General features: G+C 66.2%; 22 protein-coding genes. All 22 read left to right on the top strand.

Going from position 1 to position 22,792, the window contains the following annotated elements:
- The first annotated feature begins 3 nt into the window (after nt 1-3).
- The 22 genes from flgC to EZ304_RS00460 all read left to right on the top strand — a co-directional run bounded on the left by flgC (nt 4) and on the right by EZ304_RS00460 (nt 22,538).
- Nucleotides 4-411, top strand: coding sequence for a flagellar basal body rod protein FlgC (gene flgC / locus EZ304_RS00565; protein ID WP_010485892.1), 408 nt, complete (start codon nt 4-6; stop codon nt 409-411).
- A 23-nt stretch (nt 412-434) separates the two neighbouring features.
- Nucleotides 435-1,118 carry a flagellar hook capping FlgD N-terminal domain-containing protein gene (locus EZ304_RS00560; RefSeq protein ID WP_099552271.1) on the top strand — a complete coding sequence of 228 codons (684 nt, stop codon included), beginning with the start codon at nt 435-437 and terminating at the stop codon, nt 1,116-1,118.
- 32 nt (nt 1,119-1,150) lie between these two features.
- Entirely contained in the window at nt 1,151-2,374 is a 1,224-nt protein-coding gene (flgE, locus tag EZ304_RS00555) for a flagellar hook protein FlgE (RefSeq protein WP_099552272.1), read from the top strand.
- A gap of 32 nt (nt 2,375-2,406) precedes the next feature.
- Nucleotides 2,407-3,156: a flagellar basal body rod protein FlgF gene (locus tag EZ304_RS00550; RefSeq protein ID WP_099552273.1), complete on the top strand. Its 750-nt coding sequence runs from the start codon at nt 2,407-2,409 to the stop codon at nt 3,154-3,156.
- Nucleotides 3,157-3,258: 102 nt separating this feature from the next.
- Nucleotides 3,259-4,044: a flagellar basal-body rod protein FlgG gene (flgG, locus tag EZ304_RS00545; protein ID WP_005409571.1), complete on the top strand. Its 786-nt coding sequence runs from the start codon at nt 3,259-3,261 to the stop codon at nt 4,042-4,044.
- Nucleotides 4,045-4,066: 22 nt separating this feature from the next.
- A complete protein-coding gene (gene flgH, locus EZ304_RS00540; protein ID WP_106549947.1) occupies nt 4,067-4,759 on the top strand; it encodes a flagellar basal body L-ring protein FlgH in 693 nt (230 codons plus the stop codon).
- 2 nt (nt 4,760-4,761) lie between these two features.
- The gene (locus EZ304_RS00535; protein WP_099552275.1) at nt 4,762-5,898 is read left to right on the top strand and encodes a flagellar basal body P-ring protein FlgI; all 1,137 of its coding nucleotides are present in this window, start codon (nt 4,762-4,764) and stop codon (nt 5,896-5,898) included.
- A 1-nt stretch (nt 5,899) separates the two neighbouring features.
- Nucleotides 5,900-7,099: a flagellar assembly peptidoglycan hydrolase FlgJ gene (gene flgJ, locus EZ304_RS00530; RefSeq protein WP_142805926.1), complete on the top strand. Its 1,200-nt coding sequence runs from the start codon at nt 5,900-5,902 to the stop codon at nt 7,097-7,099.
- An 8-nt stretch (nt 7,100-7,107) separates the two neighbouring features.
- Entirely contained in the window at nt 7,108-8,988 is a 1,881-nt protein-coding gene (gene flgK, locus EZ304_RS00525) for a flagellar hook-associated protein FlgK (RefSeq protein WP_142805925.1), read from the top strand.
- A complete protein-coding gene (flgL, locus tag EZ304_RS00520) occupies nt 8,985-10,187 on the top strand; it encodes a flagellar hook-associated protein FlgL (protein ID WP_142805924.1) in 1,203 nt (400 codons plus the stop codon). Before flgK ends, flgL begins: the two co-directional genes overlap by 4 nt.
- A 418-nt stretch (nt 10,188-10,605) precedes the next feature.
- Complete coding sequence (locus tag EZ304_RS00515) at nt 10,606-11,826, top strand: flagellin (RefSeq protein WP_099552278.1); 1,221 nt, start codon at nt 10,606-10,608, stop codon at nt 11,824-11,826.
- Nucleotides 11,827-11,898: 72 nt separating this feature from the next.
- Nucleotides 11,899-13,074, top strand: a complete 1,176-nt coding sequence (locus EZ304_RS00510) for a flagellin (protein ID WP_099473109.1) — start codon at nt 11,899-11,901, stop codon at nt 13,072-13,074.
- An 86-nt stretch (nt 13,075-13,160) separates the two neighbouring features.
- Complete coding sequence (locus EZ304_RS00505; protein ID WP_005413265.1) at nt 13,161-14,339, top strand: flagellin; 1,179 nt, start codon at nt 13,161-13,163, stop codon at nt 14,337-14,339.
- 440 nt (nt 14,340-14,779) lie between these two features.
- Nucleotides 14,780-16,198 carry a flagellar filament capping protein FliD gene (fliD, locus tag EZ304_RS00500; protein WP_142805923.1) on the top strand — a complete coding sequence of 473 codons (1,419 nt, stop codon included), beginning with the start codon at nt 14,780-14,782 and terminating at the stop codon, nt 16,196-16,198.
- A gap of 128 nt (nt 16,199-16,326) precedes the next feature.
- On the top strand, nt 16,327-16,743 hold the full coding sequence (gene fliS / locus EZ304_RS00495; protein WP_049448908.1) for a flagellar export chaperone FliS: 417 nt from the start codon (nt 16,327-16,329) through the stop codon (nt 16,741-16,743).
- A complete protein-coding gene (locus EZ304_RS00490; protein ID WP_099552280.1) occupies nt 16,740-17,033 on the top strand; it encodes a hypothetical protein in 294 nt (97 codons plus the stop codon). The genes fliS and EZ304_RS00490 overlap by 4 nt, the downstream gene beginning before the upstream one ends.
- Nucleotides 17,030-17,608 (top strand): PilZ domain-containing protein, encoded by a 579-nt coding sequence (locus tag EZ304_RS00485; RefSeq protein ID WP_106549941.1) that lies wholly within the window; start codon nt 17,030-17,032, stop codon nt 17,606-17,608. The genes EZ304_RS00490 and EZ304_RS00485 overlap by 4 nt, the downstream gene beginning before the upstream one ends.
- A 92-nt stretch (nt 17,609-17,700) precedes the next feature.
- Nucleotides 17,701-18,333 (top strand): response regulator, encoded by a 633-nt coding sequence (locus tag EZ304_RS00480; RefSeq protein WP_005413261.1) that lies wholly within the window; start codon nt 17,701-17,703, stop codon nt 18,331-18,333.
- Nucleotides 18,334-18,618: 285 nt separating this feature from the next.
- Nucleotides 18,619-20,028, top strand: a complete 1,410-nt coding sequence (rpoN, locus tag EZ304_RS00475) for an RNA polymerase factor sigma-54 (protein ID WP_099552282.1) — start codon at nt 18,619-18,621, stop codon at nt 20,026-20,028.
- A 14-nt stretch (nt 20,029-20,042) separates the two neighbouring features.
- A complete protein-coding gene (locus tag EZ304_RS00470) occupies nt 20,043-20,420 on the top strand; it encodes a response regulator (RefSeq protein WP_005409556.1) in 378 nt (125 codons plus the stop codon).
- Nucleotides 20,417-21,922 (top strand): sigma-54 dependent transcriptional regulator, encoded by a 1,506-nt coding sequence (locus EZ304_RS00465; protein WP_142805922.1) that lies wholly within the window; start codon nt 20,417-20,419, stop codon nt 21,920-21,922. Before EZ304_RS00470 ends, EZ304_RS00465 begins: the two co-directional genes overlap by 4 nt.
- 199 nt (nt 21,923-22,121) lie before the next feature.
- A complete protein-coding gene (locus tag EZ304_RS00460) occupies nt 22,122-22,538 on the top strand; it encodes a hypothetical protein (protein ID WP_142805921.1) in 417 nt (138 codons plus the stop codon).
- The last annotated feature ends 254 nt before the right edge of the window (nt 22,539-22,792 follow it).

Here is a 22,792-nt window from a genome sequence, read left to right as displayed (position 1 = left end):
GCCATGAGCAACCTGCCGATCTTCGATATCGCCGGCTCCGCGTTGCAGGCGCAGTCGGTGCGCATGAGCACCATCGCCTCCAACCTCTCCAACGCCGACACCGTCGCCGGCTCCGCCGACGCGGTGTACAAGCCGCTGGAGCCGATCTTCCAGGCCGTCACCAGCAAGAACGATCCGAACATCACCTCGGTGAAGGTCAAGGAGATCACCCAGAGCGAGGCCGCGCCGATCAAGCGCTATGAGCCGGGCCACCCGCTGGCCGATGGCGATGGCTACATCTACCAGCCCGACGTCGATCCGGTGGCGCAGATGGTCAACCTGATCTCGACCTCGCGTAACTACCAGGCCGGCGTGGAGATGCTGACCACCGCCAAGGAACTGGCCCTGGCCACCCTGACCATGGGCCGCTGAGGCCCGCAGTACCGGATACCGCCATGACCACCGCCGTCAACAACCAGACCAATCAGGACGTCTACGCCGCACTCGGCCTGAACGCCCCGAACAGCAACGCTACGAAGAAGAAGAACACGCTGGACCAGGCCGACTTCCTGCGCCTGATGACCGAGCAGCTGCAGCACCAGGATCCGCTGAAGCCGATGGACAACACGCAGATGGTCGCGCAGATGGCGCAGATGTCCACCGTGCAGGGCATCACCGATCTGAACAAGACGGTGAAGGGCTTCCAGGAATCGATGGCCAGCGACCAGGTGCTGCGCGGTGCCGCATTGGTCGGCCACCAGGTGCTGGTGCCGTCGGAAAAGCTGGTGCTGGAGAAGGAAGGCAGCGTTGAAGGCACGGTGGCCGCGCCTTCGGCCGGCATCATCACCGTCGACGTCACCGATGCCACCGGCGCCAAGGTCACTTCGCTGAGCGTGGAAGCCAAGGCCGCCGGCGAAACCGCCTTCAAGTGGGACGGCAAGGACGCCAACGGCAAGCGCATGGAACCGGGCAAGTACTCCATCGTCGCCAACCACGTCGACACCGCCGGCAAGAGCACCAAGTTGTCCACCTACGTGCAGGCACCGGTGGAAAGCGTGACCGTCGGTTCCGACGGCCTGTACCTGAACCTCAAGGGCCTGGGCACGGCCCCGATCGACTACGTGCTCCGCGTCAGCTGAGCCGCACACCCCGCACTTACCAGGAGCATCCCATGGGCTTCAATGTCTCGCTGTCCGGCATCAATGCCGCCAATTCCGACCTGAGCGTCACCGCCAACAACGTCGCCAACGTCAACACCACCGGCTTCAAGGAATCGCGCGCCGAGTTCGCCGACCTGTTCTCGGCCACCGGTTACGGCCTGTCGAAGAACGCCGTGGGTTCGGGCGTCCGTGTCTCCAATGTTGCCCAGCAGTTCAAGCAGGGCCACAACGAACAGACCGGCCGCAGCCTGGACATGGCCATTTCCGGTGAGGGCTTCTTCACCATGAACATGAACGGCACCCGGGTCTATTCGCGCGCGGGCAACTTCCAGACCGATGCATCGGGTTACGTGGTCAACCCGCAGGGAGCGCGCCTGCAGGTGTTCGCGCCGAATGCAGACGGCACCAACTTCGATGCCGGCCGCATGGTCGACCTGCAGCTGCTGACCACCGACAGCCCGCCGAAGCAGACCAGCGAAGTGAAGGTCGGCTTCACCCTGCCGGCCAACGCCAAGCAGCCGACCGTCACCACCTTCGACCCGACCGACTCCAACAGCTACAACCACTCCAGCGGCGGCATCACGGTGTACGACTCGCTGGGCGTGAGCCACATCCAGGTCTCCTATTTCGTGAAGGGTGCCAACCCGAACGAGTGGACCGTGCGCAACTACGTGGACGGCCAGCCGGCTGGCGCACCGACCCCGGTCACCTTCGACAACAGTGGCAAGCTCACCGCGCCGGCCAACGGCAAGGTCAGCCTCGGCACCTTCACCCCGACCACGGGTGCGGGCGTGCTGAACATGACGCTGGATATCAACGGCTCGACCCAGTACGGCGAGAAGTTCGCGCTGCGCAACACCCAGCAGGACGGCTATGCCGCCGGCAAGCTCAACGAGATCACCGTGTCGGAAACCGGCGTGGTCTACGCCCGTTATTCCAACGGCGCCGACAAGCCGCTGGGCCAGGTCGCGCTGACCACCTTCAACAATCCGCAGGGCCTGGAATCGAAGGGCAACAACCTGTGGGTGGATACCTTCAGCTCGGGTACGCCGCGTACCGGCATGCCGGACACGTCCAACCTCGGCAAGATCCAGGCCGGTTCGCTGGAGGCCTCCACGGTCGACCTCACCGAGCAGCTGGTCAACATGATCACCGCGCAGCGCAACTTCCAGGCCAACGCGCAGATGATCACCACCCAGGACCAGATCACCCAGACCGTCATCAATATCCGTTGATGAACTGCTGACCCCGTCTCGGAACTTCCCGCATGGATAAAGCCCTTTACGTGGCGATGACCGGTGCCCGCGCCTCCCTGCAGGCGCAGGGCACGCTCAGCCACAATCTCGCCAACTCGGACACCCCTGGCTTCAAGGAAGCGCTGGCCAACACCGAAGCCTTCCCGATCAAGGGCCCGGGCTTTGCCTCGCGGGTGGATGCACTGCACGTCGACGCCGGTTTCAACCGCCGGCCCGGCGCGCAGCACATCACCGGCAAGCCGCTGGACCTGGCGCTGCAGACCGGCACCTGGCTGGCCGTGCAGTCCACCGATGGCAGCGAGGCGTACACGCGCGGCGCTGCACTGTCGGTCACGCCGAACGGCCAGCTGGTGACGTCCAGCGGCCGCCCGGTGCTGGATGACAACAACAACCCGATCGCCATTCCGCCCTACCAGGCGATGGAGATCGGTGCCGACGGCACGATCTCGATCATTCCGCAGGGCGAAGGCCCGCAGACGATGGCCCAGGTCGGACGGATCAAGGTGGTGCAGGCACCGGACGAGCGCCTGGAGCGTGGCCTGGATGGCCTGTTCCGCAACACCGATCCGCGCCAGCCGTTTGCACCTGCGCAGGGCACGGCGGTGCACAGCGGCCAGCTGGAAGGCAGCAACGTCGATGCCGCCGGTGCGCTGGTGCAGATGATCCAGCTGCAGCGCCAGTACGAAATGCAGGTGCAGGTGATCAAGCACGGCGACGACAACGCGCGCAGCGCCAACAGCCTGCTGCGCCTGGGCAGCTGACGGAATTCCGGCGCCGCTTGAATGCGGCGCTGGCACACCGCTTGCACACCCGAAGACAAGGGCCGCACCGCGCGGCCGGCTCCACCAGACAGGACACCGAAGATGAACCAGGCATTGTGGATCGCGAAAACCGGACTGGATGCGCAGCAGATGCGCATGTCGGTGGTTTCCAACAACCTCGCCAACACCAACACCACCGGCTTCAAGCAGGACCGTGCCAGCTTCGAGGACCTGCTGTACCAGCAGGTACGCCAACCCGGCGGCTCCTCCTCGGCACAGACCCAGCTGCCGACCGGCCTGCAGCTGGGTACCGGCGTGCGCGTGGTCGCCACCGCCAAGAACTTCGAACAGGGTGGCCAGCAGCAGACCGGCCGCGCACTGGACGTGATGGTCAACGGCCGCGGCTTCTTCGAAGTGCAGATGCCCGATGGCAGCTCGGCCTACACCCGTGATGGCTCGTTCAAGATCAACCAGGACAGCGAGCTGGTCACCAACAGCGGCTACCCGGTGCAGCCGGGCATCCAGATTCCCGAAGGCGCGCAGTCGGTGACCATCGGTACCGACGGCACCATCAGCGTGAAGATGGCCGACGGCGCCGCCTCGGTGGAAGTGGGCGCGCTGACCCTGACCGACTTCGTCAATCCGGCCGGCCTGCAGGCCCGCGGTGAGAACCTGTTCCTGGAGACCACGGCCTCCGGCCCGGCACAGAACGGCAATCCCGGCCTCAACGGCCTCGGCACCGTGGTGCAGGGTGCGCTGGAGGGCAGCAACGTCAACGTGGTGGAAGAGCTGGTGTCGATGATCGAAACCCAGCGCGCCTACGAAATGAACGCCAAGGCAATCTCCACCACCGATTCGATGCTCGGCTACCTCAACAACAAGCTCTGACCGGCCAACCCGGGAAACCGCCATGTCGCCCATTTCCAACTTCGCCCGCACTGCCCTCGCCTGCGCCGTGGCTGCCCTGCTCGGTGGCTGCGTGATTGCCGGCGATGTGCGCCCCTATCCGGCAATGGCACCGATCCAGCCGATCATGCCACCGCAGGCCGAACCGACCGCCGGCGCGATCTACGCGGCCGGCCCGACCCTGCAGTTGTATTCGGACCGTCGCGCGCGCGATGTCGGCGACCTGCTGACCATCACCCTGCTGGAAAACACCACCGCGCAGACCAGTGCCAACACAGCCACCAACAAGGAGTCCAACCTGAGCCTGGGCACGCCCTCCATCCTCGGCGCGCCCGTTACGCTGGGCGGCAAGGACATCCTCAGTGCGACGGCCAAGGGTGCGCGTGACTTCACCGGCAAGGGCAACAGCGCGCAGAGCAACCGCCTGCAGGGCAACGTGACCGTGACCGTGGTGCAGCGCCTGCCCAACGGCAACCTGGTGGTGCAGGGGCAGAAGAACCTGCGCCTGAACCAGGGCGACGAGCTGGTGCAGGTACAGGGCATCGTGCGCCCCGGCGACATCAGCGCCGACAACACCGTGCCCTCCAGCCGCGTGGCTGAGGCGCGCATCGTCTATGGCGGCCGCGGCCCTGTCGCGCAGTCCAACGCGATGGGCTGGTTGAGCCGCTTCTTCAACTCCGGCCTGACGCCGTTCTGAGTATGGCCATGAAATCCTTCTTCTCTTCCTCCTGGCAGCGACGCGCGGCGTCGTTCGTCGCTTTGATGCTGCTGATCGTGGCAGCCCCAGCCAGCGCTGAACGCATCAAGGACCTGGCCCAGGTCGGTGGCGTACGCGGCAATGCGCTGGTGGGCTATGGCCTGGTGGTCGGCCTGGACGGCAGCGGCGACCGCACCAGCCAGGCGCCCTTCACCGTGCAGAGCCTGAAGAACCTGCTCGGCGAGCTGGGCGTGAATGTTCCGCCGAACGTCAATCCGCAGCTGAAGAACGTGGCGGCGGTGGCGATCCACGCTGAACTGCCGCCGTTCGCCAAGCCGGGCCAGCCGATCGACATCACGGTGTCCTCGATCGGCAACGCGGTGTCGCTGCGCGGCGGTTCGCTGCTGATGGCCCCGCTGCGCGGCGCCGATGGCCAGATCTATGCCATCGCCCAGGGCAACCTGATCGTGGGTGGCTTTGGCGCGCAGGGCAAGGATGGTTCGCGCGTCTCGGTGAACGTACCCAGTGTCGGCCGCATTCCCAATGGCGCCACCGTGGAACGTGCCCTGCCCGACCCGCTGGCCAATGGCGGCGAGATCACCCTGAACCTGCACAACAATGACTTCACGACCGTCTCGCGCATGGTCGCGGCGCTCAACAATGCGTTCGGCGAAGGTGCGGCACGCGCGGTCGATGGCGTGACCGTGGCGGTCACCGCACCGACCGATCCGGGCGCACGCATCGGCCTGCTGGCTCGCATCGAGAACCTGGAACTGACCCCGGGCAGCGCCCCGGCCAAGGTGGTGGTCAATTCGCGTACCGGCACCGTGGTCATCGGCCAGCAGGTGCGGGTCGGACCTGCCGCGATCTCGCATGGTTCGCTGACCGTGACGATCCAGGAAAACACCAATGTCAGCCAGCCCAACGCGCTGTCCGGCGGCCGCACCGTGGCCAGCCCGCAGTCGACCATCACCGCCACCAATGACGGCAGCCGCATGTTCAAGTTCAGCGGCGGCACCACCCTGGACGAGATCGTGCACGCGGTGAACGCGGTAGGCGCGGCACCGGGCGATCTCATTGCGATCCTGGAAGCCCTGAAGCAGGCCGGCGCCCTGAGTGCCGAGCTCGAGGTGATCTGACATGCGCATCAATCCCGCATTCGATCTGCACCCGGCGCCACAGAACGATCCGGCCAAGATCGACAAGGTCGCGCGACAGCTGGAAGGCCAGTTCGCGCAGATGCTGGTCAAGAGCATGCGTGACGCCAGCTTCGGCGACTCGCTGTTCCCCGGCGAGAACAAGATGTTCCGCGACATGTACGACCAGAAGATCGCCGAGGCGATGACCCGCGGCAAGGGCCTGGGCCTGTCCGGCATGATCAGCCGGCAGCTGTCCGGCCAGGCCGCCGATGGCCCGGCGCTGGATACCCGCGTGGACCCGGCCAAGGCCAGTCGTGCCTATCAGCTCAATGCACCGGCCAAGCCTGCGCCATCGCTGCCGCTGGAAGACGGCAGCCAGGCCGTGCGCCTGCTGCAGCAGATGGCCGCCGGCGCCCAGTCGGGCGCACACGCGGCGGTTGCGCCGATGGAACAGGCGCTGGACCTGATCGCCGGTCGCGAAAGCAGCAGCATGCACCGCTCGCTGGGCACCGAAGATCCGTACATCGGCAGCCTGCAGGGCGAGGACTGGGCCGCCAACAGCGATCAGTGGTCGGCCACCGCCAGCAATCGCGGCACGGCCATCAGCCCGGCCGATGCGATGGCTACCCGCACCGCGGTCGCCCAGCTGGGCGAGCACACCCCCGAAGGTTTCGTCGCCAGCATCTGGCAGCACGCGCAGCGTGCGGCAAAGGAACTGGGCGTGGATGCCCGCGCCCTGGTCGCCCAGGCAGCGCTGGAGACCGGCTGGGGCAAGCGCCACATCAAGCATGCCGACGGCAGCACATCGCACAACCTGTTCGGCATCAAGGCCAATGGCTGGAACGGCCAGCGCGCCGTGGCCGGCACCCACGAGTATGTCGATGGCGTGCGCCGCAACGAGACCGCCAGCTTCCGCGCCTACAGTTCGCCGGCCGAGAGCTTTGCCGACTATGTGCGCCTGCTGAAGACCAGCCCGCGCTACCAGCAGGCCCTGCAGGCCGGCACCGATGTGCAGGGCTTCGCCAGTGGCCTGCAGCGCGCCGGCTATGCCACCGACCCGCGCTACGCAGCAAAGATCGCCGCGATCGCCGGCGGACCGACCATCGAGCGCGCCGTCAGCGCCGTGGCAGACGCCGGCGCGCGCCTTGGCCAGACCTTCGCCAGCACCGCAACTGCGGCGCTGGGTATCACCCGTCGTTGAGGAACCCCATGTCCAGCGTACTTTCCACCGGTACCGGTGCCCTGCTCGCCTTCCAGCGTGCGTTGGCGACCACCAGCCACAACGTGGCCAACCTCAATACCCCGGGCTACAGCCGGCAGAAGGTCAACTTCGCCACGGCTGATCCCCAGAACTACGGCTACGGCACGGTCGGCAACGGCACGCGCATCACCGACATCCGCCGTACCGCCGACCAGCTGGCGATCTCGCGCCTGCTCGACAGCAGCGGCGAGCTGGCGCGCCTGAAGCAGCTCTCCGGCATGGCCGACCGGGTCAATTCGTTGTTCTCCGACGCGGCAACCAACGTGTCCGGCGTCTGGTCGAAGTTCTTCGATTCGGTCAGCGGCCTGTCCTCCAATGCCGCCGGCACCGCCGACCGCCAGAACATGCTGGACGGTGGCAAGGCCCTGGCCAACCGCTTCGTGCAGCTCAACACGCACCTGAACAACCTCAACAGCGAGGTCAACAACGGCCTGCTGGCCGGCGCTACCGAGGTCAACCGGTTGGCGCAGGAGATCGCGCAGATCAACGGTGCGATCGGCACCAACATCGCTACCGCCGCACCGGACCTGCTCGATCGCCGCGACCAGCTGATCACCCAGCTGATCGGCTACACCGGTGGCACCGCCGTGATCCAGGACGGCGGCATCATGAATGTCTACACCGCCGGCGGAAACGCGCTGGTGGTGGGCACCACGTCGACCAAGGTCACCACCGTTGCCGACCCGTACCAGCCGGAGCGGCTGCAGCTGGCGCTGGAAACGCAGGGCAACACCATCCGGCTGGACCCGAAGGCGGTCGGTGGCCAGATCGGCGGCCTGCTGGAGTTCCGCGACACCGTGCTGACGCCCGCCCAGGCCGAACTGGGCAAGCTGGCGGTAGGGCTGGCCGAGAGCTTCAACCAGGTGCATCACCAGGGCGTGGACCTGTATGGCCAGCTGGGGGGGGACTTCTTCAACATCGGCAACCCACGCGTCACCGCCAACAGTGCCAACACCAGTACCGCCAGCCTCAGCGCCACTTACGGCGACCTCGGCAAGCTGGACGCGCAGAACGTGGTGCTGCAGTTCGATGGCAGCAACTGGAAGGCCAGCCGTGCCGACACCGGCGCCAACGTTCCGCTGACCGGCACCGGCACGGCCGCCGATCCACTGGTGATCAACGGCGTCAAGCTGGTGGTCGGCGGTACCCCGGCAGCCAACGACCGCTTCCTGCTGCAGCCGACCGCAGGCGTGGCTGGCAGCATGGAAGTGGCGATCACCGATCCCTCGCGCATCGCCGCCGCAGCGGCGGTGAAGGGCGCGGCGGCGACGTCCAACACCGGCACCGGCAAGCTGAGCGGTGTCACCGTCAGCGATTCGACCAACGCCAACCTGCGCAATCCTGCCGCGATCGTGTTCACCTCGGCCACCACCTACACCATCGATGGTGGCCCGCCGCAGACCTACACGCCCGGCCAGACCATCAGCGCCAATGGCTGGAGCTTCGTGCTGGACGGTGCGCCGAAGGTCGGCGACACCTTCAACATCACCCCGACCCCGGCGGGCTCTTCGGACAACAGCAACGCCTCCAGGCTGTCCAAGGTGGAGAGCACCAAGGCATTCAACAGTGGCACAGTCACCCTCAACGGCGCTCTGGGCGGCCTGACCACCCAGGTCGGTGCAGCCGCCCGCTCGGCCGAGTATTCGCTGGAAGCGCAGCTGGTGATCAATGACAAGGCGCAGGAAGCGCGCGATGAAGTGTCCGGCGTCAACCTGGACGAGGAAGCGGCCGACATGCTGCGCCTGCAGCAGGCCTACCAGGCCGCCTCGCAGCTGATCTCCACCGCCGACAGCATGTTCCAGACCATCCTGGGAGCCGTCCGCCGATGAGCAGCCGTATCTCCACCAGCATGATGTTCAACCAGTCCGTGTCGCTGATGATGGCCAAGCAGGCCAAGCTCAGCCACCTGGAACAGCAGATCGCCACCGGCAGCAAGATCGTCAGCGCCAAGGACGATCCGGTCGCCGCTGGTGCGGCGGTTGGGCTTGACCGCAGTCTGGCCGCACTGGACCGGATGAAACTCAATGCCGGCAACGTGCAGAACCGGCTGGGGGTGCAGGAGAACACCCTGGCCCAGGTCAACGACCTGATGGCGCGTGTCAACGACCTGACCATCCAGGCCAGCAATCCGGCACTGGGCGCCGCCGACAAGAAAACGCTGATCACCGAATTGAACCAGATCCGCGAGGGCCTGTTGTCGCTGGCCAACGCCGACGACGGCACCGGCCGCTACGTGTTCGGCGGCACCAACGATGGCGATCCGCCGTTCGCCAAGATCAATGGCAAGGTGGTCTACCGTGGCGACCAGACCCAGCGCCAGATTGAAGTCGGCCCCGACACCTATGTGCGGGATGCCCTGCCCGGCAGTGAAATCTTCATGCGCATTCCTACCGGCGACGGCTTCGTCGATGGCGGTGCCGCGGCCGGCAATACCGGCAGCGGCGTGCTGACCAACATCACCCGCGATGGCAGCGACAGCTGGAACGGCCAGTCCTTCAGCATCCGCCTCACCGCCGCCGACCAGTACCAGGTACTGGACGGCGCTGGCAACGTGACCGGCACCGGCACGTTCAAGGCCGGTGACAACGTGGAAGTCAACGGTGTACGCCTGCAGATCACCGGCGCACCTGCTGCCGGTGACAGCTTCAATGTGAAGCCGGCAACCAGCCGCGACATCTTCGACACCATGGACAAGCTGATTGCCGCGCTTGATGCCGACACCGGTACCACCGCGAAGATGAGCGCGCAGCAGAACGAACTGCAGAGCGCCCTGCGCGATGTGGCCCGTGCGTCGGAGCGGATGATCGATTCGCGTGCGGCCGGCGGTGCGCAGCTGAAAGCACTGGACAATGCCGCCGACATGCGCGAAGCCAACAGCGTGACCTTGAAGACCACGTTGTCCCAGATGCGCGACCTGGACTACGCCGATGCGCTGAGCCAGTACCAGCTGCAGAGCACCGCACTGCAGGCGGCACAGACGATCTTCTCGCAGATGCAGTCGATGTCGTTGTTCAACAAGATCCGCTGACGCTTCCCAAGCGTCACCCTCTGAAGGCCGCGATGCCCTGCATCGCGGCCTTTTTCGTTCCTGCGTGCCCGTTCCGTCGCGCTCGCCCGGCGCGGTCCGCCGCTGCCGGAAAGCTGCGCCGGCGCATTTTCCGTGATTTCCCATCAAGCCCGGCCCTGCCCCGCCGATACCTTCATCAGCGCTGGTTGGGCATGCCCAACCGCCCCTTCCGGGGTTGCCTTCACGCCCGACCAGGGCTGAAAAACCCCGGGAAAACTGCCTCCGGCACCGAATTTCAGCTTCGACGGAATTCACGGCTAAAGGTTGTTGACAAAGCGCCGTTATTCATTTGGCAACAGCGAAGCACACAGCCACACAAAAAAACAGGCGGCGCTTCGTTTCATTCACCAACGGGTTCCATATAAGAGGAGACGACCCCATGGCACAGGTAATCAACACCAATACGATGTCGCTCAACGCTCAGCGCAACCTGAGCACCAGCGGCAGCTCGCTCGCTACCACCATCCAGCGCCTCTCGTCCGGCCTGCGCATCAACAGCGCGAAGGACGACGCGGCCGGCCTGGCCATCAGCGAGCGCTTCACCACCCAGATCCGCGGTCTGGACGTGGCCATCCGCAACGCCAACGACGGTATCTCGCTGGCCCAGGTCGCCGAGGGTTCGCTGAGCGAAGTCGGCAACAACCTGCAGCGCATCCGTGAACTGGCCGTGCAGTCCTCCAACGCCACCAACTCGGCCAGCGACCGCAAGGCCCTGCAGGCTGAAGTGACCCAGCTGGTCTCGGAAGTCGACCGCGTCGCCAAGCAGGCCGATTTCAACGGCACCAAGCTGCTGGACGGCTCCTTCACCAGCCAGCTGTTCCAGGTCGGCGCCAACGCCGGCCAGGCCATCGCCATCAACAGCGTGGTCAACGCCAAGGCCGATTCGCTGGGCGCGGCGACCTTCGCCAACGGCTACACCGGCACCAGCCTGGCCGCGGCCGACAAGGCCACCGCCGACACCACCTACTCCGGCCTGCAGATCTCGGTGACCCCGCCGGGCGGCACTGCGACCACGGTCACCATCAACGACTTCACCGTGAAGGCGGGTGAATCGATCACCTCGGCCACCTCCGCCGCGATCAACAACAAGCTGGGCGAAACCGGCGTCATGGCCTCGGTCAATGCCGGTGTGATCAGCCTGGCCTCGGTCAAGGACGGCCAGACCTTCACCCTGGGCGTCAGTGCCGCAACCCCGCCGGCCGGCGCCACCGCCGCGACCATCGCCGGCCTGGGCCTGACCCAGACCAGCACCGACGGCGGCCTGCTGACCGGCGCCACGGCCAACTTCGTCAAGGACCTGAACGTCACCACGGCCGAGGGCGCGCAGAAGGCGCTGTCGATCGTCGACAAGGCCCTCGAGTCGGTCAACAGCGTGCGCGCCGACCTTGGCGCGATCCAGAACCGCTTCACCTCGGTGGTGGCCAACCTGCAGACCTCCTCGGAGAACCTGTCGGCCTCGCGCAGCCGCATCCGCGATACCGACTTCGCCAAGGAAACCGCCGAACTGACCCGCACCCAGATCCTGCAGCAGGCCGGTACGGCCATGCTGGCCCAGGCCAACCAGGTACCGCAGAACGTGCTCAGCCTGTTGCAGCGCTGACATGAGCCGCTCCCGGGGCACGTCGGGGGCGTCTAACCCAACTCACGTGCAACCGCTCAAGGACCTCTCCTCATGGCACAAGTCATCAACACCAATACGATGTCGTTGAATGCTCAGCGTAACCTGAGCACCAGCGGCAGCTCGCTGGCCACCACCATCCAGCGCCTGTCCTCCGGTTCGCGCATCAACAGCGCCAAGGACGACGCCGCCGGTCTGGCGATCTCCGAGCGCTTCGGCACGCAGATCCGCGGTACCGACGTCGCCATCCGCAACGCCAACGACGGCATCTCGCTGGCCCAGGTCGCCGAAGGTTCGCTGACCGAAATCGGCAACAACCTGCAGCGCGTCCGCGAACTGTCGGTGCAGGCCTCCAACGCCACCAACTCGGCCAGCGACCGCAAGGCGCTGCAGGCTGAAGTGACCCAGCTGGTCTCGGAAATCGACCGCGTCGCCAAGCAGTCGGACTTCAACGGCACCAAGCTGCTGGACGGCACGTTCTCCAGCCAGCTGTTCCAGGTCGGCGCCAATGCCGGCCAGGCCATCGCCATCGACAAGACCATCGATGCCAAGGCCAACGCCCTGGGTGGTGCACAGTTCTCCAGCGGTACCGCAACCGCAATCGCCGGTACCGCTGACACCGACACCGCAGTGGGTGCGTTCACCATCACCGACAGCAAGGGCACCGTCTTCAACTTCGGCGCCATGACGGTCAAGAGCGTCGGTGACGCTGCCGCCAACACCGCTGCAAACGGCAAGGCCGTTGCTGCCGCCATCAACGCCAAGATCGGCGAAACCGGCGTGCTGGCCGAAACCGATGCCGCCGGCGCACTGACCCTGACCTCGGTCAAGGACAGCGTGAACAACGCGGGCGCTTTCACTGCCATCGGCAGCTCGCTGGCCGGCTTCGCCGCGGCAACCCCGGTCCCGGGCAAGCAGTTCGCCGACAAGATCGACGTGTCCACCGTGAAGGGTGCACAGCAGGCAATGGAAGTGGTCGACAAGGCCCTGGGTGCGATCAACAGCACCCGCGCCGACCTCGGCGCGATCCAGAACCGCTTCACCTCGGTCGTGGCCAACCTGCAGACCTCGTCGGAGAACCTGTCGGCTTCGCGTAGCCGCATCAAGGACACCGACTTCGCCAAGGAAACCGCAGAGCTGACCCGCACCCAGATCCTGCAGCAGGCCGGTACGGCCATGCTGGCCCAGGCCAACCAGGTGCCGCAGGGCGTGCTCAGCCTGCTGCGCTGATCCGCTCGCTGATCGACCTCCGGGCGCTGCATGACGCGGCGCCCGGATCCTGAAATACGTTCCACCTTCGCCAAAGGAAAAGCACCATGGCACAAGTCATCAACACCAATACGATGTCGTTGAATGCTCAGCGCAATCTGAGCACCAGCGGCAGCTCGCTGGCCACCACCATCCAGCGCCTGTCCTCCGGTTCGCGCATCAACAGCGCCAAGGACGACGCCGCCGGCCTGGCGATCTCCGAGCGCTTCGGCACGCAGATCCGCGGTACCGACGTTGCCATCCGCAATGCCAACGACGGCATCTCGCTGGCCCAGGTCGCCGAAGGTTCGCTGACCGAAATCGGCAACAACCTGCAGCGCGTCCGCGAGCTGTCGGTGCAGGCCTCCAACGCCACCAACTCGGCCAGCGACCGCAAGGCGCTGCAGGCCGAAGTGACCCAGCTGGTCTCGGAAATCGACCGCGTCGCCAAGCAGTCGGACTTCAACGGCACCAAGCTGCTGGACGGCACGTTCTCCAGCCAGCTGTTCCAGGTCGGCGCCAATGCCGGCCAGGCCATCGCCATCGACAAGACCATCGATGCGAAAGCGGGTTCGCTCGGCACCTCGACCTTCGCAAGCGGTGCAACTGACGTACTGGCCGCCAGTACCGACGGCTCGCGCATTACCGGCAAGGTAATGGGCGTGGACATCGGCACCGTCGAGATCAAGGCCGGCGCCACCACTGCCGACGCGTCCAAGGCTGTCGCCACGGCGATCAACGCAAAGATCGGCGAAGCCGGCCTCTATGCCGAGGCGAATGCCGACGGCTCGATGAAACTGACCTCGGTGAAGGAAGGCAAGGCCGTCGTCGCTGCCGACATCGCGCTTGAGCGCAGCGATCTGACCGCCGCGACCGGCGTGTGGAGCGCGAAGACCGCAGCCGGTGCTTACACCGCTGGCACCGCCACCGCCGCCAACGTGCAGAAGCTGGACGTGAGCACGGTGCTTGGTGCACAGCAGGCAATGGAAGTGGTCGACAAGGCCCTGGGTGCGATCAACAGCACCCGCGCCGACCTCGGCGCGATCCAGAACCGCTTCACCTCGGTCGTGGCCAACCTGCAGACCTCGTCGGAAAACCTGTCGGCGTCGCGCAGCCGCATCAAGGACACCGACTTCGCCAAGGAAACCGCAGAGCTGACCCGCACCCAGATCCTGCAGCAGGCCGGTACGGCCATGCTGGCCCAGGCCAACCAGGTGCCGCAGGGCGTGCTCAGCCTGCTGCGCTGATCCACGGCAAGAAGGCGCCGCTACCGTCGGATCGAACCGACGGTAGCGGCAACCCGGAAGCCACGGTGCACGAAGGCGCGGGCCATGCCCGGCCCGGGATCGCTCCCGAACCGGCTTGGCATCGCCCGCTCCTGCGGACCTCTCTTTCAGCGCTGTACCTTTGACTGTACGTACCGGGCGGCTTCGTCTCCCCCCGATTGTCAGTAGCCTGATCCCTCCCCTGCCTTGGGGGAGGGTTTTTTGCAGACTCCCGGCAGCCTGCGGTGATTCCACCCGCACCCTGCCCCAACCCTCCTGCAATCCGCGTGCCAGATCCGCCGCCAGACAACTGGCACGGCGCATGCATCAACGAAGTCCTCAAGACCCAGCGGCGCAGGCCGCTATTTTCGTTGACGACGGGCCACCGCACGGCGGCCAGGCCCGGATACCAGGAGAATCACATGGCAAGCTTTGGATACGGTGGCATTGGCTCGGGGCTCAACATCTCGGACATCGTCAACCAGCTGGTCGCAGCCGACCGCAAGCCCGCCGACAACGCGCTGAACCTGCAGCAGTCCAAGGCCAAGATGCAGCTGTCGTCGATCGGCACCGTCACTTCGGCCTTCGACAAGCTGAAGACCGCACTGACCGCACTGAAGGCCACCACCGCCTTCGATACCCGCACGGTGACCGCCACCGGCAAGGCGCAGCCCGCCAACACCGACGACGTGCTGACGGCCTCGGTGGCGCTGTACGACCTGGGCACGACCAAGGCAGCAGCCTCCAATGGCACGCATCAGGTGGAGGTGAAATCCCTTGCCACCGCACACAAGCTGATTGCCAATACCTCGGTGGGGAAGACCGACACCTTCGGCGCCGGAACCTTGACGCTGACCGTTGGCGTGGGCGACAAGGCAAAGACGATGAAGGTCGAGGTGGAAGCCGGCGATACGCTGACCACCGTGCGCAACAAGATCGACGCCGCAGGCCGCAAGGAAGGCGTGCAGGCGACCTTGATCGCCTCGGGCGACAACCAGTACCTGTCGATCGCCCAGGAAAAGACCGGTGCCGCCAATGCCATCAAGCTCGATTACGGCGGCAGCGACCCGAAGCTGAGCGCACTGGTGGGCAGCCTGCAGGAGAACACCGCGGCAGCCGATGCCGAGCTGACCATCGATGGCGTCACGGTGGTCAGCGCCAGCAACACCGTGGCCGATGCCGTGCCGGGCCTGACCCTGAACCTCAAGGTCAAGGGCAAGAGCACCGTCGTGATCAGCACCGATACCACTGCAGCCACCAAGGTGATGCAGGAGTTCGTGACCGCCTACAACGCAGCAATCGCGGCGATCAACACCGAGACCAAGTACGACGCCAAGACCAAGGAAGCCGCCACGCTGACCGGCGACGCGCAGATGCGTGGTGCCTCCAGCCAGTTGCGCTCGGTGATGTCGGGCGTGTTGAAGGAGCTGTCCGCCGATGGCCTGGACCCGAAGACGCTGGGACTGCAGACGCGCGGCTATCCCAACGCCGACGGCAGCTTGGTGCTGGACGCCACCAAGTTTGCCGCCGCGCTGGCCAGCCAGCCCGAGAAGATCCGCTCGGCGATCACCGGCGACACCGGTGGTGCCGGCACGCTGTACACCATGGTCGACGGCTACGTCAGCACCACGGTCGGCAAGGAAGGCGCCTTCGTCGCCCGCACCAAGGGCCTCAACACCACGCTGGACAACATCGACAAGCGCCGCAAGGACCTCGACACGCGCATGAAGAACGTGGAAGAGCGCTACAAGAAGCAGTTCATCGCGCTGGACAGCCTGATGGGCAAGCTGCAGCAGAGCAATACGTCGCTGCAGCAGCAGCTGGCACAGCTGAACCGCTAAAGGACGGCGTACAACGCTCAAGTTTGGCGTGCAACGCACCGATAACGGACGCAACAGCAATCAACGCCGCACCGCCGGCAACGGTCCCCACGACCTGCCGGCGGCACCCAGCGCAAGGAGAATCACGAATGTACGGTTCCAGCCGTCAATATGCCGAGCAGTACCGCCAGGTGGGAGTGACCAGTGCGGTTGCCGACGCCGATCCGCACAAGCTGGTGGCGATGCTGCTGGCCGGCGCGCTGGAGCGCGTGCGGCGCGCCCTGGCCAGCCTCGAGCGTGGCGACCAGGCCGGCAAGGGCAAGGCGATCGGTGAGGTCTGCGCGATCGTCGGCCACCTCAATGGCTCGCTGGATCATGAGGCCGGCGGTGAAATCGCCGGAAATCTGTCGGCGCTCTACGACTACGTGCTGCAGCGCCTGACCGAGGCCAACCTGCACAACGACCGTGCCGCCCTCGACGAATCCCTGCAGCTGCTGGGCGAGATCGACAGCGCCTGGAATGCAATCCCGATGGAACAGCGCCGCCCGGCCGCGGTGGCACCATGAGCCTGCACGAACTGCACGCCCAGCTGGACGCCTTCGAAAAGGCCCTGGGCGAAGATGCGCTCGACCAGGCCGACAGCCTGCTCGATGGCCACGACAGCACGCTGCATGCCCTGCTCAGCCAGCCGCTGACCGTGGACGACCACGCCCCCCTCAGTGCGCTGTTCGAGCGCCAGCAGAACCTGCTGGGCCTGCTGCGCCAGCGCCGCGATGCAGTGGCTGCACTGATGAATGACGGCCAACGCTCTCTTCGCGCGGCGCATGCCTACCTGCAGGCAGAATCGCTGGCATGACCCAACTGCCGACAACGTCGCTGCACCATCCCGCCGAAAGCGAGCTGTTCGACGAAACGCTCAGCTGCGAGCTTGCACTACCCGCCGAATTCCAGGCAGGCAGTGGCGCCGGCCGTACCGGCAGTGCCGAGGGCCTGCTGCGCAGCCTGGCCCTGGTTGAAGACAGCCGCGTTGACGAGCATGACGACCGCAATGAAGCCAGCCTGCAATTGCAGCGGCTGGAGGCGAAGCTGGATCTGGCGATGGTGTTGCTTGGCCGACTGGTCCGCCAGCAGGGCCAGGAACTGACCCTGCGCCCGGTGCGCTGGTCGCGTCGTGGGATACGCCTGCAACTGGGCCCGCGCAGTGGCGCCAGCCCCGGCCAGGCAGGCCTGGTGCGCCTGCAGCCCAGCGACTGGCTGCCCGACCATATCGACCTGCCGGTGGAAGTGATTGCCGAAGCGGCCGATGGCGGCGGCGGCCACTACCTGTGGCTGCGCTTCCAGCGCCTTGGCGACGGCCTGGAAATGGCCATGGAACGCCACCTGTTCCGCCTCCACCGACGCCAGGTGGCCGAGGCACGCCGGGCGCGCTGAAACCTGCCACCATCACGCTTGGCGGGCAAGCCTTGGCGCGCCCGTTCAGCTAAGTTAAGGTGGACTCCCCTACACGGACCTGCTGCGTGCCTGTGCGAGTTCTCATCGTCGACGATCACACCCTGGTCCGCGCCGGCCTGGCGCGGCTTCTGCAGGGGTTTGCCGACGTGCAGCTGGTGGCGGAGGCCAGCAACGCCGAGCAGGCGCTGCAGCTGGCCCTGCAGCACGCACCGGACGTGGTGCTGATGGACCTGTCACTGCCGGGCCGTACGGGCCTGGAAGCGCTCAGCGATATCCGGCTGCGCGCGCCCGGTACCCGGGTTGTGATGATGACCATGCATGACGATGCCGCGCACGTGCGCGATGCACTTGACCGCGGCGCGGTCGGGTTCGTGGTCAAGGACGCGGCGCCGCAGGAACTGGAACTGGCGCTGCGTGCGGCGCATGCTGGCCAGGTGTTCCTGAGCCCGCAGATCTCCGCCAAGATGCTGGCACCGATGCTCGGCCGCGAGAAACCCACCGGCATCGCCGCACTGTCGCCACGCCAACGCGAGATCCTGCGCCGCATCGGCAAGGGCGAGAGCAACAAGGAAATTGCCGCCGACCTCGGCATCAGCGTCAAGACGGTGGAAACCCACCGCGCACGCATGATGGAATCACTGGGCTGCCGTCGCGCCAACGATCTGCTGCTGCTGGCTGCGCGCCACCAGCACGAGCTGGAGTGATTGCCTGCGAATGAGGTCAGCGCTGCACCGGCGACGAATTCCCGTCACCCTGACACGCCCCGACAGGAATCCGTACACGGCGCAGCCTGATCAACCCTGCACTCGTACCGGAAATCAGCAACTTAGCGGCGATCATCGTCAACATTCCGCGTCAATGTAGGGAATTCCCCCACACCCTGTCAGGACATTCACGAAGCCCCTCAGGAACCCCCTGATTCCGCCCTCGCCGGATCAAAAGCAAGATGCGTTCCACAAGGCGCCGGGGAGCGGTGCCGGGGAACCACGATGAAGGCTGCACTCTCGACCCAGCTGGGCCAACAACTTCACCTCACCCCGCAGCTGCTGCAGTCGATCCGGCTGCTGCAGCTCGATGGCCTGCACCTGGAACAGGAAATCCAGCGACTGCTGGACTCCAACCCGCTGCTGGAGATCGAAGAGGCCGAAGCGCCGGCCGCCGATGCCACCGAGGTCGCCGCCACCACGCTGGAGACGGCTGCGTTCGATGAGCTCCCGGAGTCCTCGATGTGGGACGTGGCCGGTACCAGCTGGCAGGACGGCGACGATGATCGCATGGCGCGCATCGCCGCCGGCGAATCGACCGACCCGCAGCTGCGCGTGCTGCAGCGCCTGTCGCTGGACATGGACGATCGCCAGCTAGCTGTCGCAGCATTCTGGCTCGATCACTGCGACGAGGCCGGCTACCTGCAGGCACCGCTGGACCAGCTGCAGTTGCTGGCCAGCGCCCAGTTCGACATCGCTGCCGACGGCGTCGAAGCCATCCGCCAGCAGCTGCTGCACGGTGAACCGGCCGGCATGGCCGCGCAGGACCTGCGCGAGGGCCTGCAGGCGCAGCTGCGCAGCCTGCACGGCGTGGTACCTGCCCGCCACCTGGCCACGCGCATCCTGGACGGCGCGCTCGATGCGCTTGCCGCACATGATTACCCCGCCCTCGCCCGCCAGCACGACGCCGAAATCGACGACGTGCGCGAAGCGGTACGCCTGATCCTGTCGCTGCAGCCACGCCCGGGCGACAGCCTGCTGCCGGAACGCAATGCCGTTGTGGTTCCGGACGTGGTCGCCTGGCACGCCGATGGCCAGTGGAAGGTGGCATTGAACCCGACGACCAGCCGCCGCGTCTCCATCAACAGCCAGTACGAACAGGCCCTGGCAGAGACCAGCGAGGCCGCCCCGGCACTGCGCGAAATGCTGCAGGAAGCGCGCTGGTTCAGCCGCGGCCTGTCGATGCGCTACGACACCCTGCTGCGCACCGCGCGGGTGATCGTCGAGCGCCAGGCCGCGTTCCTGGTGCGTGGCGAGGAAGCCATGGCGCCGTTGACCCTGAAGGAAGTGGCCGAAGAAATCGGCATGCACGAATCCACCGTTTCGCGCATCACCACCGGCAAGTTCCTGCAGACCCCGCGCGGCACCTTCGAACTGAAGCACTTCTTCGCCGTGCGCCTGGAGGGCGCCAGCGTCTCCGGCCAGGCCGTGAAGGCCATGGTCCGTCGCCTGATCGACGCCGAACCGGCCGGTCGGCCGCTGGCCGACGAGGCCATCGCCGGCCTGCTGTCGCGCCAGGGGGTGAACATTGCCCGCCGAACCGTCGCAAAATACCGAGAACAACTGGACATCGCCCCGGCCCGTGAACGGCGCCGGCTCGGCGCCAGGCAACCGCTGTTGGCCCGGGTGGGCTGAAAAGGATGTTGGACATGAACAAGCTCACGGTCCTGCTGGTCGATGACCACGAGGGCTTCATCAATGCGGCGATGCGCCACTTCCGCAAGATCGACTGGCTGCAGATCGTCGGCAGCGCCGGCAACGGCCTGGAAGCGATCGAGCGTTCGGAAACGCTGCGCCCGCAGGTCGTATTGATGGATCTGGCAATGCCGGAGATGGGTGGCCTGCAGGCCACCCGCCTGATCAAGTCGCAGGACGATGCACCGTACATCGTGATCGCCAGCCACTTCGACGATGCCGAGCACCGCGAGCATGCACTGCGTGCCGGTGCCGACAATTTCGTCAGCAAGCTGTCCTACATCCAGGAAGTCATGCCGATCCTGGAAGGCCTCAGGGAGGAACAGTCGTGAGCGAATCGCGCATCCTGGTGCTGGACAACGACGCCGTGCGTGCAGAGCACACCGTTGCCCTGCTGGAATTCATGGACTTCAACCCGCGCTGGGTCTCCGACGCGGCCGACTTCGATCTGGGCCGGCAGCGCCAGAACGATTGGATGGCGGTGATCGTCGGCTGCTTGGACGACAACGCGGCCAGCACTGCACTCTACAACTGGCTGGGCGGCAGCAGCTTGCCACCGCCGGTGCTGCTGGCCGATGGTGATGCCTCTGCATTCGCGCAGCAGCACGGCCTGCACGAAGCCAATATCTGGCCGCTTGAAACACCACTGCGCCACGCGCAGATGGAAGCCCTTCTGCGCCGCGCCAGCCTCAAGCGCCTGGACGCCGAGCACCAGGCCGGCGCCGCGCAGGATCAAGGCCCGACCGGCAACGGCGCGGCGGTGACTGCGTTGCGCACCATGATCGAGCAGGTGGCCGCATTCGATACCACCGTGCTGGTGCTGGGTGAATCCGGTACCGGCAAGGAAGTGGTATCGCGTGCAATCCATCAGCGCTCGCCGCGTCGTGACGGCCCGTTCGTGGCGATCAACTGCGGCGCCATTCCGGCCGACCTGCTGGAAAGCGAACTGTTCGGCCACGAAAAGGGTGCCTTCACCGGCGCACTGACCGCCCGCAAGGGACGTTTCGAAATGGCCGAGGGCGGCACCCTGCTGCTCGACGAAATCGGCGACATGAGCCTGCCGATGCAGGTGAAGCTGCTGCGCGTGCTGCAGGAGCGCAGTTTCGAGCGCGTGGGTGGCAACCAGACCATCCGCTGCAACGTGCGCGTGGTGGCCGCGACCCACCGCGATCTGGAAACGCGCATCGCCGAAGGCAAGTTCCGCGAGGATCTGTTCTACCGCCTGAACGTGTTCCCGATTGAAGTGCCCGCGTTGCGCGAGCGTCGCGAGGACCTGCCGGCACTGGTGGAGACCATCGCCGCGCAGCTGGCCCGCACCGGCCGTGGCGAAGTGCGCTTCACCCCGGAAGCCTTGCAGGCACTGGCCGGCTACGAATGGCCGGGCAACGTGCGCGAGCTGACCAACCTGGTCGAGCGCCTGGCGGTGCTGCACCCGGGTGGCTCGGTACGCGTGCAGGACCTGCCGGCCCGCTACCGTGGCGATGCGGCACTGGCCGCCGTCGCTGCGCCGGCACCGGCACAGCCCGCCGCCAGCGAAGAGCGACTGGACCTGCGCAGCTTCTCGTTCCACACGCCCGGCAGCGGTAACCAGCCGGCGCTGGAGCACGGCATCGCCGTCAATCGCCCGGCGGCACCGGCCGCACTGCCCGACGAGGGCATGGACCTGCGCAACCACATGGCCAGCATCGAACTGGGCCTGATAAACGAAGCACTGGAACGCACCCAGGGCGTGGTCGCCCACGCCGCCCAGCTGCTCGGCCTGCGCCGCACCACCCCGGTGGAAAAGCTGCGCAAGTACGGCATCGAGCGCGAGCAGGCAGAACTGGCCGGCTGACGCGCGTCACCAGCATGAAGGGGGCACGAACGCCTGGGCTTGCCCGGGCGTTGGTGTTTGTGGGGCCATAGTAGATCCACGCCATGCGTGGATAGAGACCGTGGCCGCGCGCTGACAACGCCGCGCATTTGCACAAATTCCTACAGACAACGTTGCCGCGTTCCGGAGGATGAAGTGGACCTCCTAACGAGGCTCCACCATGCAACGCATCACCCTGCTCGCCGCCCTGCTGTTCCCGGCACTCGCCACCGCCGCCCACTGCACCCTGCCCGCCACGCTCGACCAGCGCCAGTTCACCAACCTCAGCGACCCGCTGTACGCCCCCGACAACCCCAACGCCGGGCGCATGGTCCAGGTCAGCTTCGCCGGTAGCCAGTACGTGCTGGACATCCTCGGCACCGACACCCGCATCGGCGGCGAATACCGCTACCAGCGTCTGGCCCCGCACATCGCGGAAATCGAGATGGTCGAAAGCCACCCCGCCGGCCCCGCCCGCTACACCCTGCTGCTGACCTGCCAGACCGACCGCCAGGGCCGCTTCATCTACACCCAGCACGACGGCCCCATCGCACCGCGCCAACGCCAGAATTCCGGCCACTGGGCCCTGCAGCCGTAGGACAGAAAACCGACGCCGGTTAAATGGCGCCTCCAATGGGGTCAGAGCGTGTCGACCAAGGTCGACACCCACCAGAGCAGGATGCCGTCCTGACAGATCGCGGAGGTCTGTCGAAGGCGGGGTGGGTCCGGTTGCGGGGGTGTCCGCGGCATGGATGCCGCGGCCAAGCCCCCAGGGACGGGTTTACGGCGTCCCCCGTAACCGGACCCACCCCGCCACCCCACGGATACCACGCCGTTGACGTTGACGTTGAT

The sequence above is a fragment of the Stenotrophomonas maltophilia genome, assembly GCF_006974125.1.
GTDB lineage: Bacteria > Pseudomonadota > Gammaproteobacteria > Xanthomonadales > Xanthomonadaceae > Stenotrophomonas > Stenotrophomonas maltophilia_O.
The sequence above is the reverse complement of the archived record's forward strand: the minus strand, read 5'-3'. Positions and strand labels throughout refer to the sequence as shown.

Bases quoted from the DNA above. Each gene is read 5' to 3' on its own strand.
- flgJ (WP_142805926.1), top strand. From the start codon at position 5,900: ATGCGCATCAATCCCGCATTCGATCTGCACCCGGCGCCACAGAACGAT.
- EZ304_RS00510 (WP_099473109.1), top strand. From the start codon at position 11,899: ATGGCACAAGTCATCAACACCAATACGATGTCGTTGAATGCTCAGCGT.
- EZ304_RS00515 (WP_099552278.1), top strand. From the start codon at position 10,606: ATGGCACAGGTAATCAACACCAATACGATGTCGCTCAACGCTCAGCGC.
- EZ304_RS00535 (WP_099552275.1), top strand. From the start codon at position 4,762: ATGGCCATGAAATCCTTCTTCTCTTCCTCCTGGCAGCGACGCGCGGCG.
- fliS (WP_049448908.1), top strand. From the start codon at position 16,327: ATGTACGGTTCCAGCCGTCAATATGCCGAGCAGTACCGCCAGGTGGGA.
- EZ304_RS00560 (WP_099552271.1), top strand. From the start codon at position 435: ATGACCACCGCCGTCAACAACCAGACCAATCAGGACGTCTACGCCGCA.
- EZ304_RS00470 (WP_005409556.1), top strand. From the start codon at position 20,043: ATGAACAAGCTCACGGTCCTGCTGGTCGATGACCACGAGGGCTTCATC.
- rpoN (WP_099552282.1), top strand. From the start codon at position 18,619: ATGAAGGCTGCACTCTCGACCCAGCTGGGCCAACAACTTCACCTCACC.
- EZ304_RS00550 (WP_099552273.1), top strand. From the start codon at position 2,407: ATGGATAAAGCCCTTTACGTGGCGATGACCGGTGCCCGCGCCTCCCTG.
- flgE (WP_099552272.1), top strand. From the start codon at position 1,151: ATGGGCTTCAATGTCTCGCTGTCCGGCATCAATGCCGCCAATTCCGAC.
- flgG (WP_005409571.1), top strand. From the start codon at position 3,259: ATGAACCAGGCATTGTGGATCGCGAAAACCGGACTGGATGCGCAGCAG.
- flgH (WP_106549947.1), top strand. From the start codon at position 4,067: ATGTCGCCCATTTCCAACTTCGCCCGCACTGCCCTCGCCTGCGCCGTG.
- EZ304_RS00505 (WP_005413265.1), top strand. From the start codon at position 13,161: ATGGCACAAGTCATCAACACCAATACGATGTCGTTGAATGCTCAGCGC.
- EZ304_RS00485 (WP_106549941.1), top strand. From the start codon at position 17,030: ATGACCCAACTGCCGACAACGTCGCTGCACCATCCCGCCGAAAGCGAG.
- EZ304_RS00490 (WP_099552280.1), top strand. From the start codon at position 16,740: ATGAGCCTGCACGAACTGCACGCCCAGCTGGACGCCTTCGAAAAGGCC.
- EZ304_RS00460 (WP_142805921.1), top strand. From the start codon at position 22,122: ATGCAACGCATCACCCTGCTCGCCGCCCTGCTGTTCCCGGCACTCGCC.
- fliD (WP_142805923.1), top strand. From the start codon at position 14,780: ATGGCAAGCTTTGGATACGGTGGCATTGGCTCGGGGCTCAACATCTCG.
- flgK (WP_142805925.1), top strand. From the start codon at position 7,108: ATGTCCAGCGTACTTTCCACCGGTACCGGTGCCCTGCTCGCCTTCCAG.
- flgL (WP_142805924.1), top strand. From the start codon at position 8,985: ATGAGCAGCCGTATCTCCACCAGCATGATGTTCAACCAGTCCGTGTCG.
- flgC (WP_010485892.1), top strand. From the start codon at position 4: ATGAGCAACCTGCCGATCTTCGATATCGCCGGCTCCGCGTTGCAGGCG.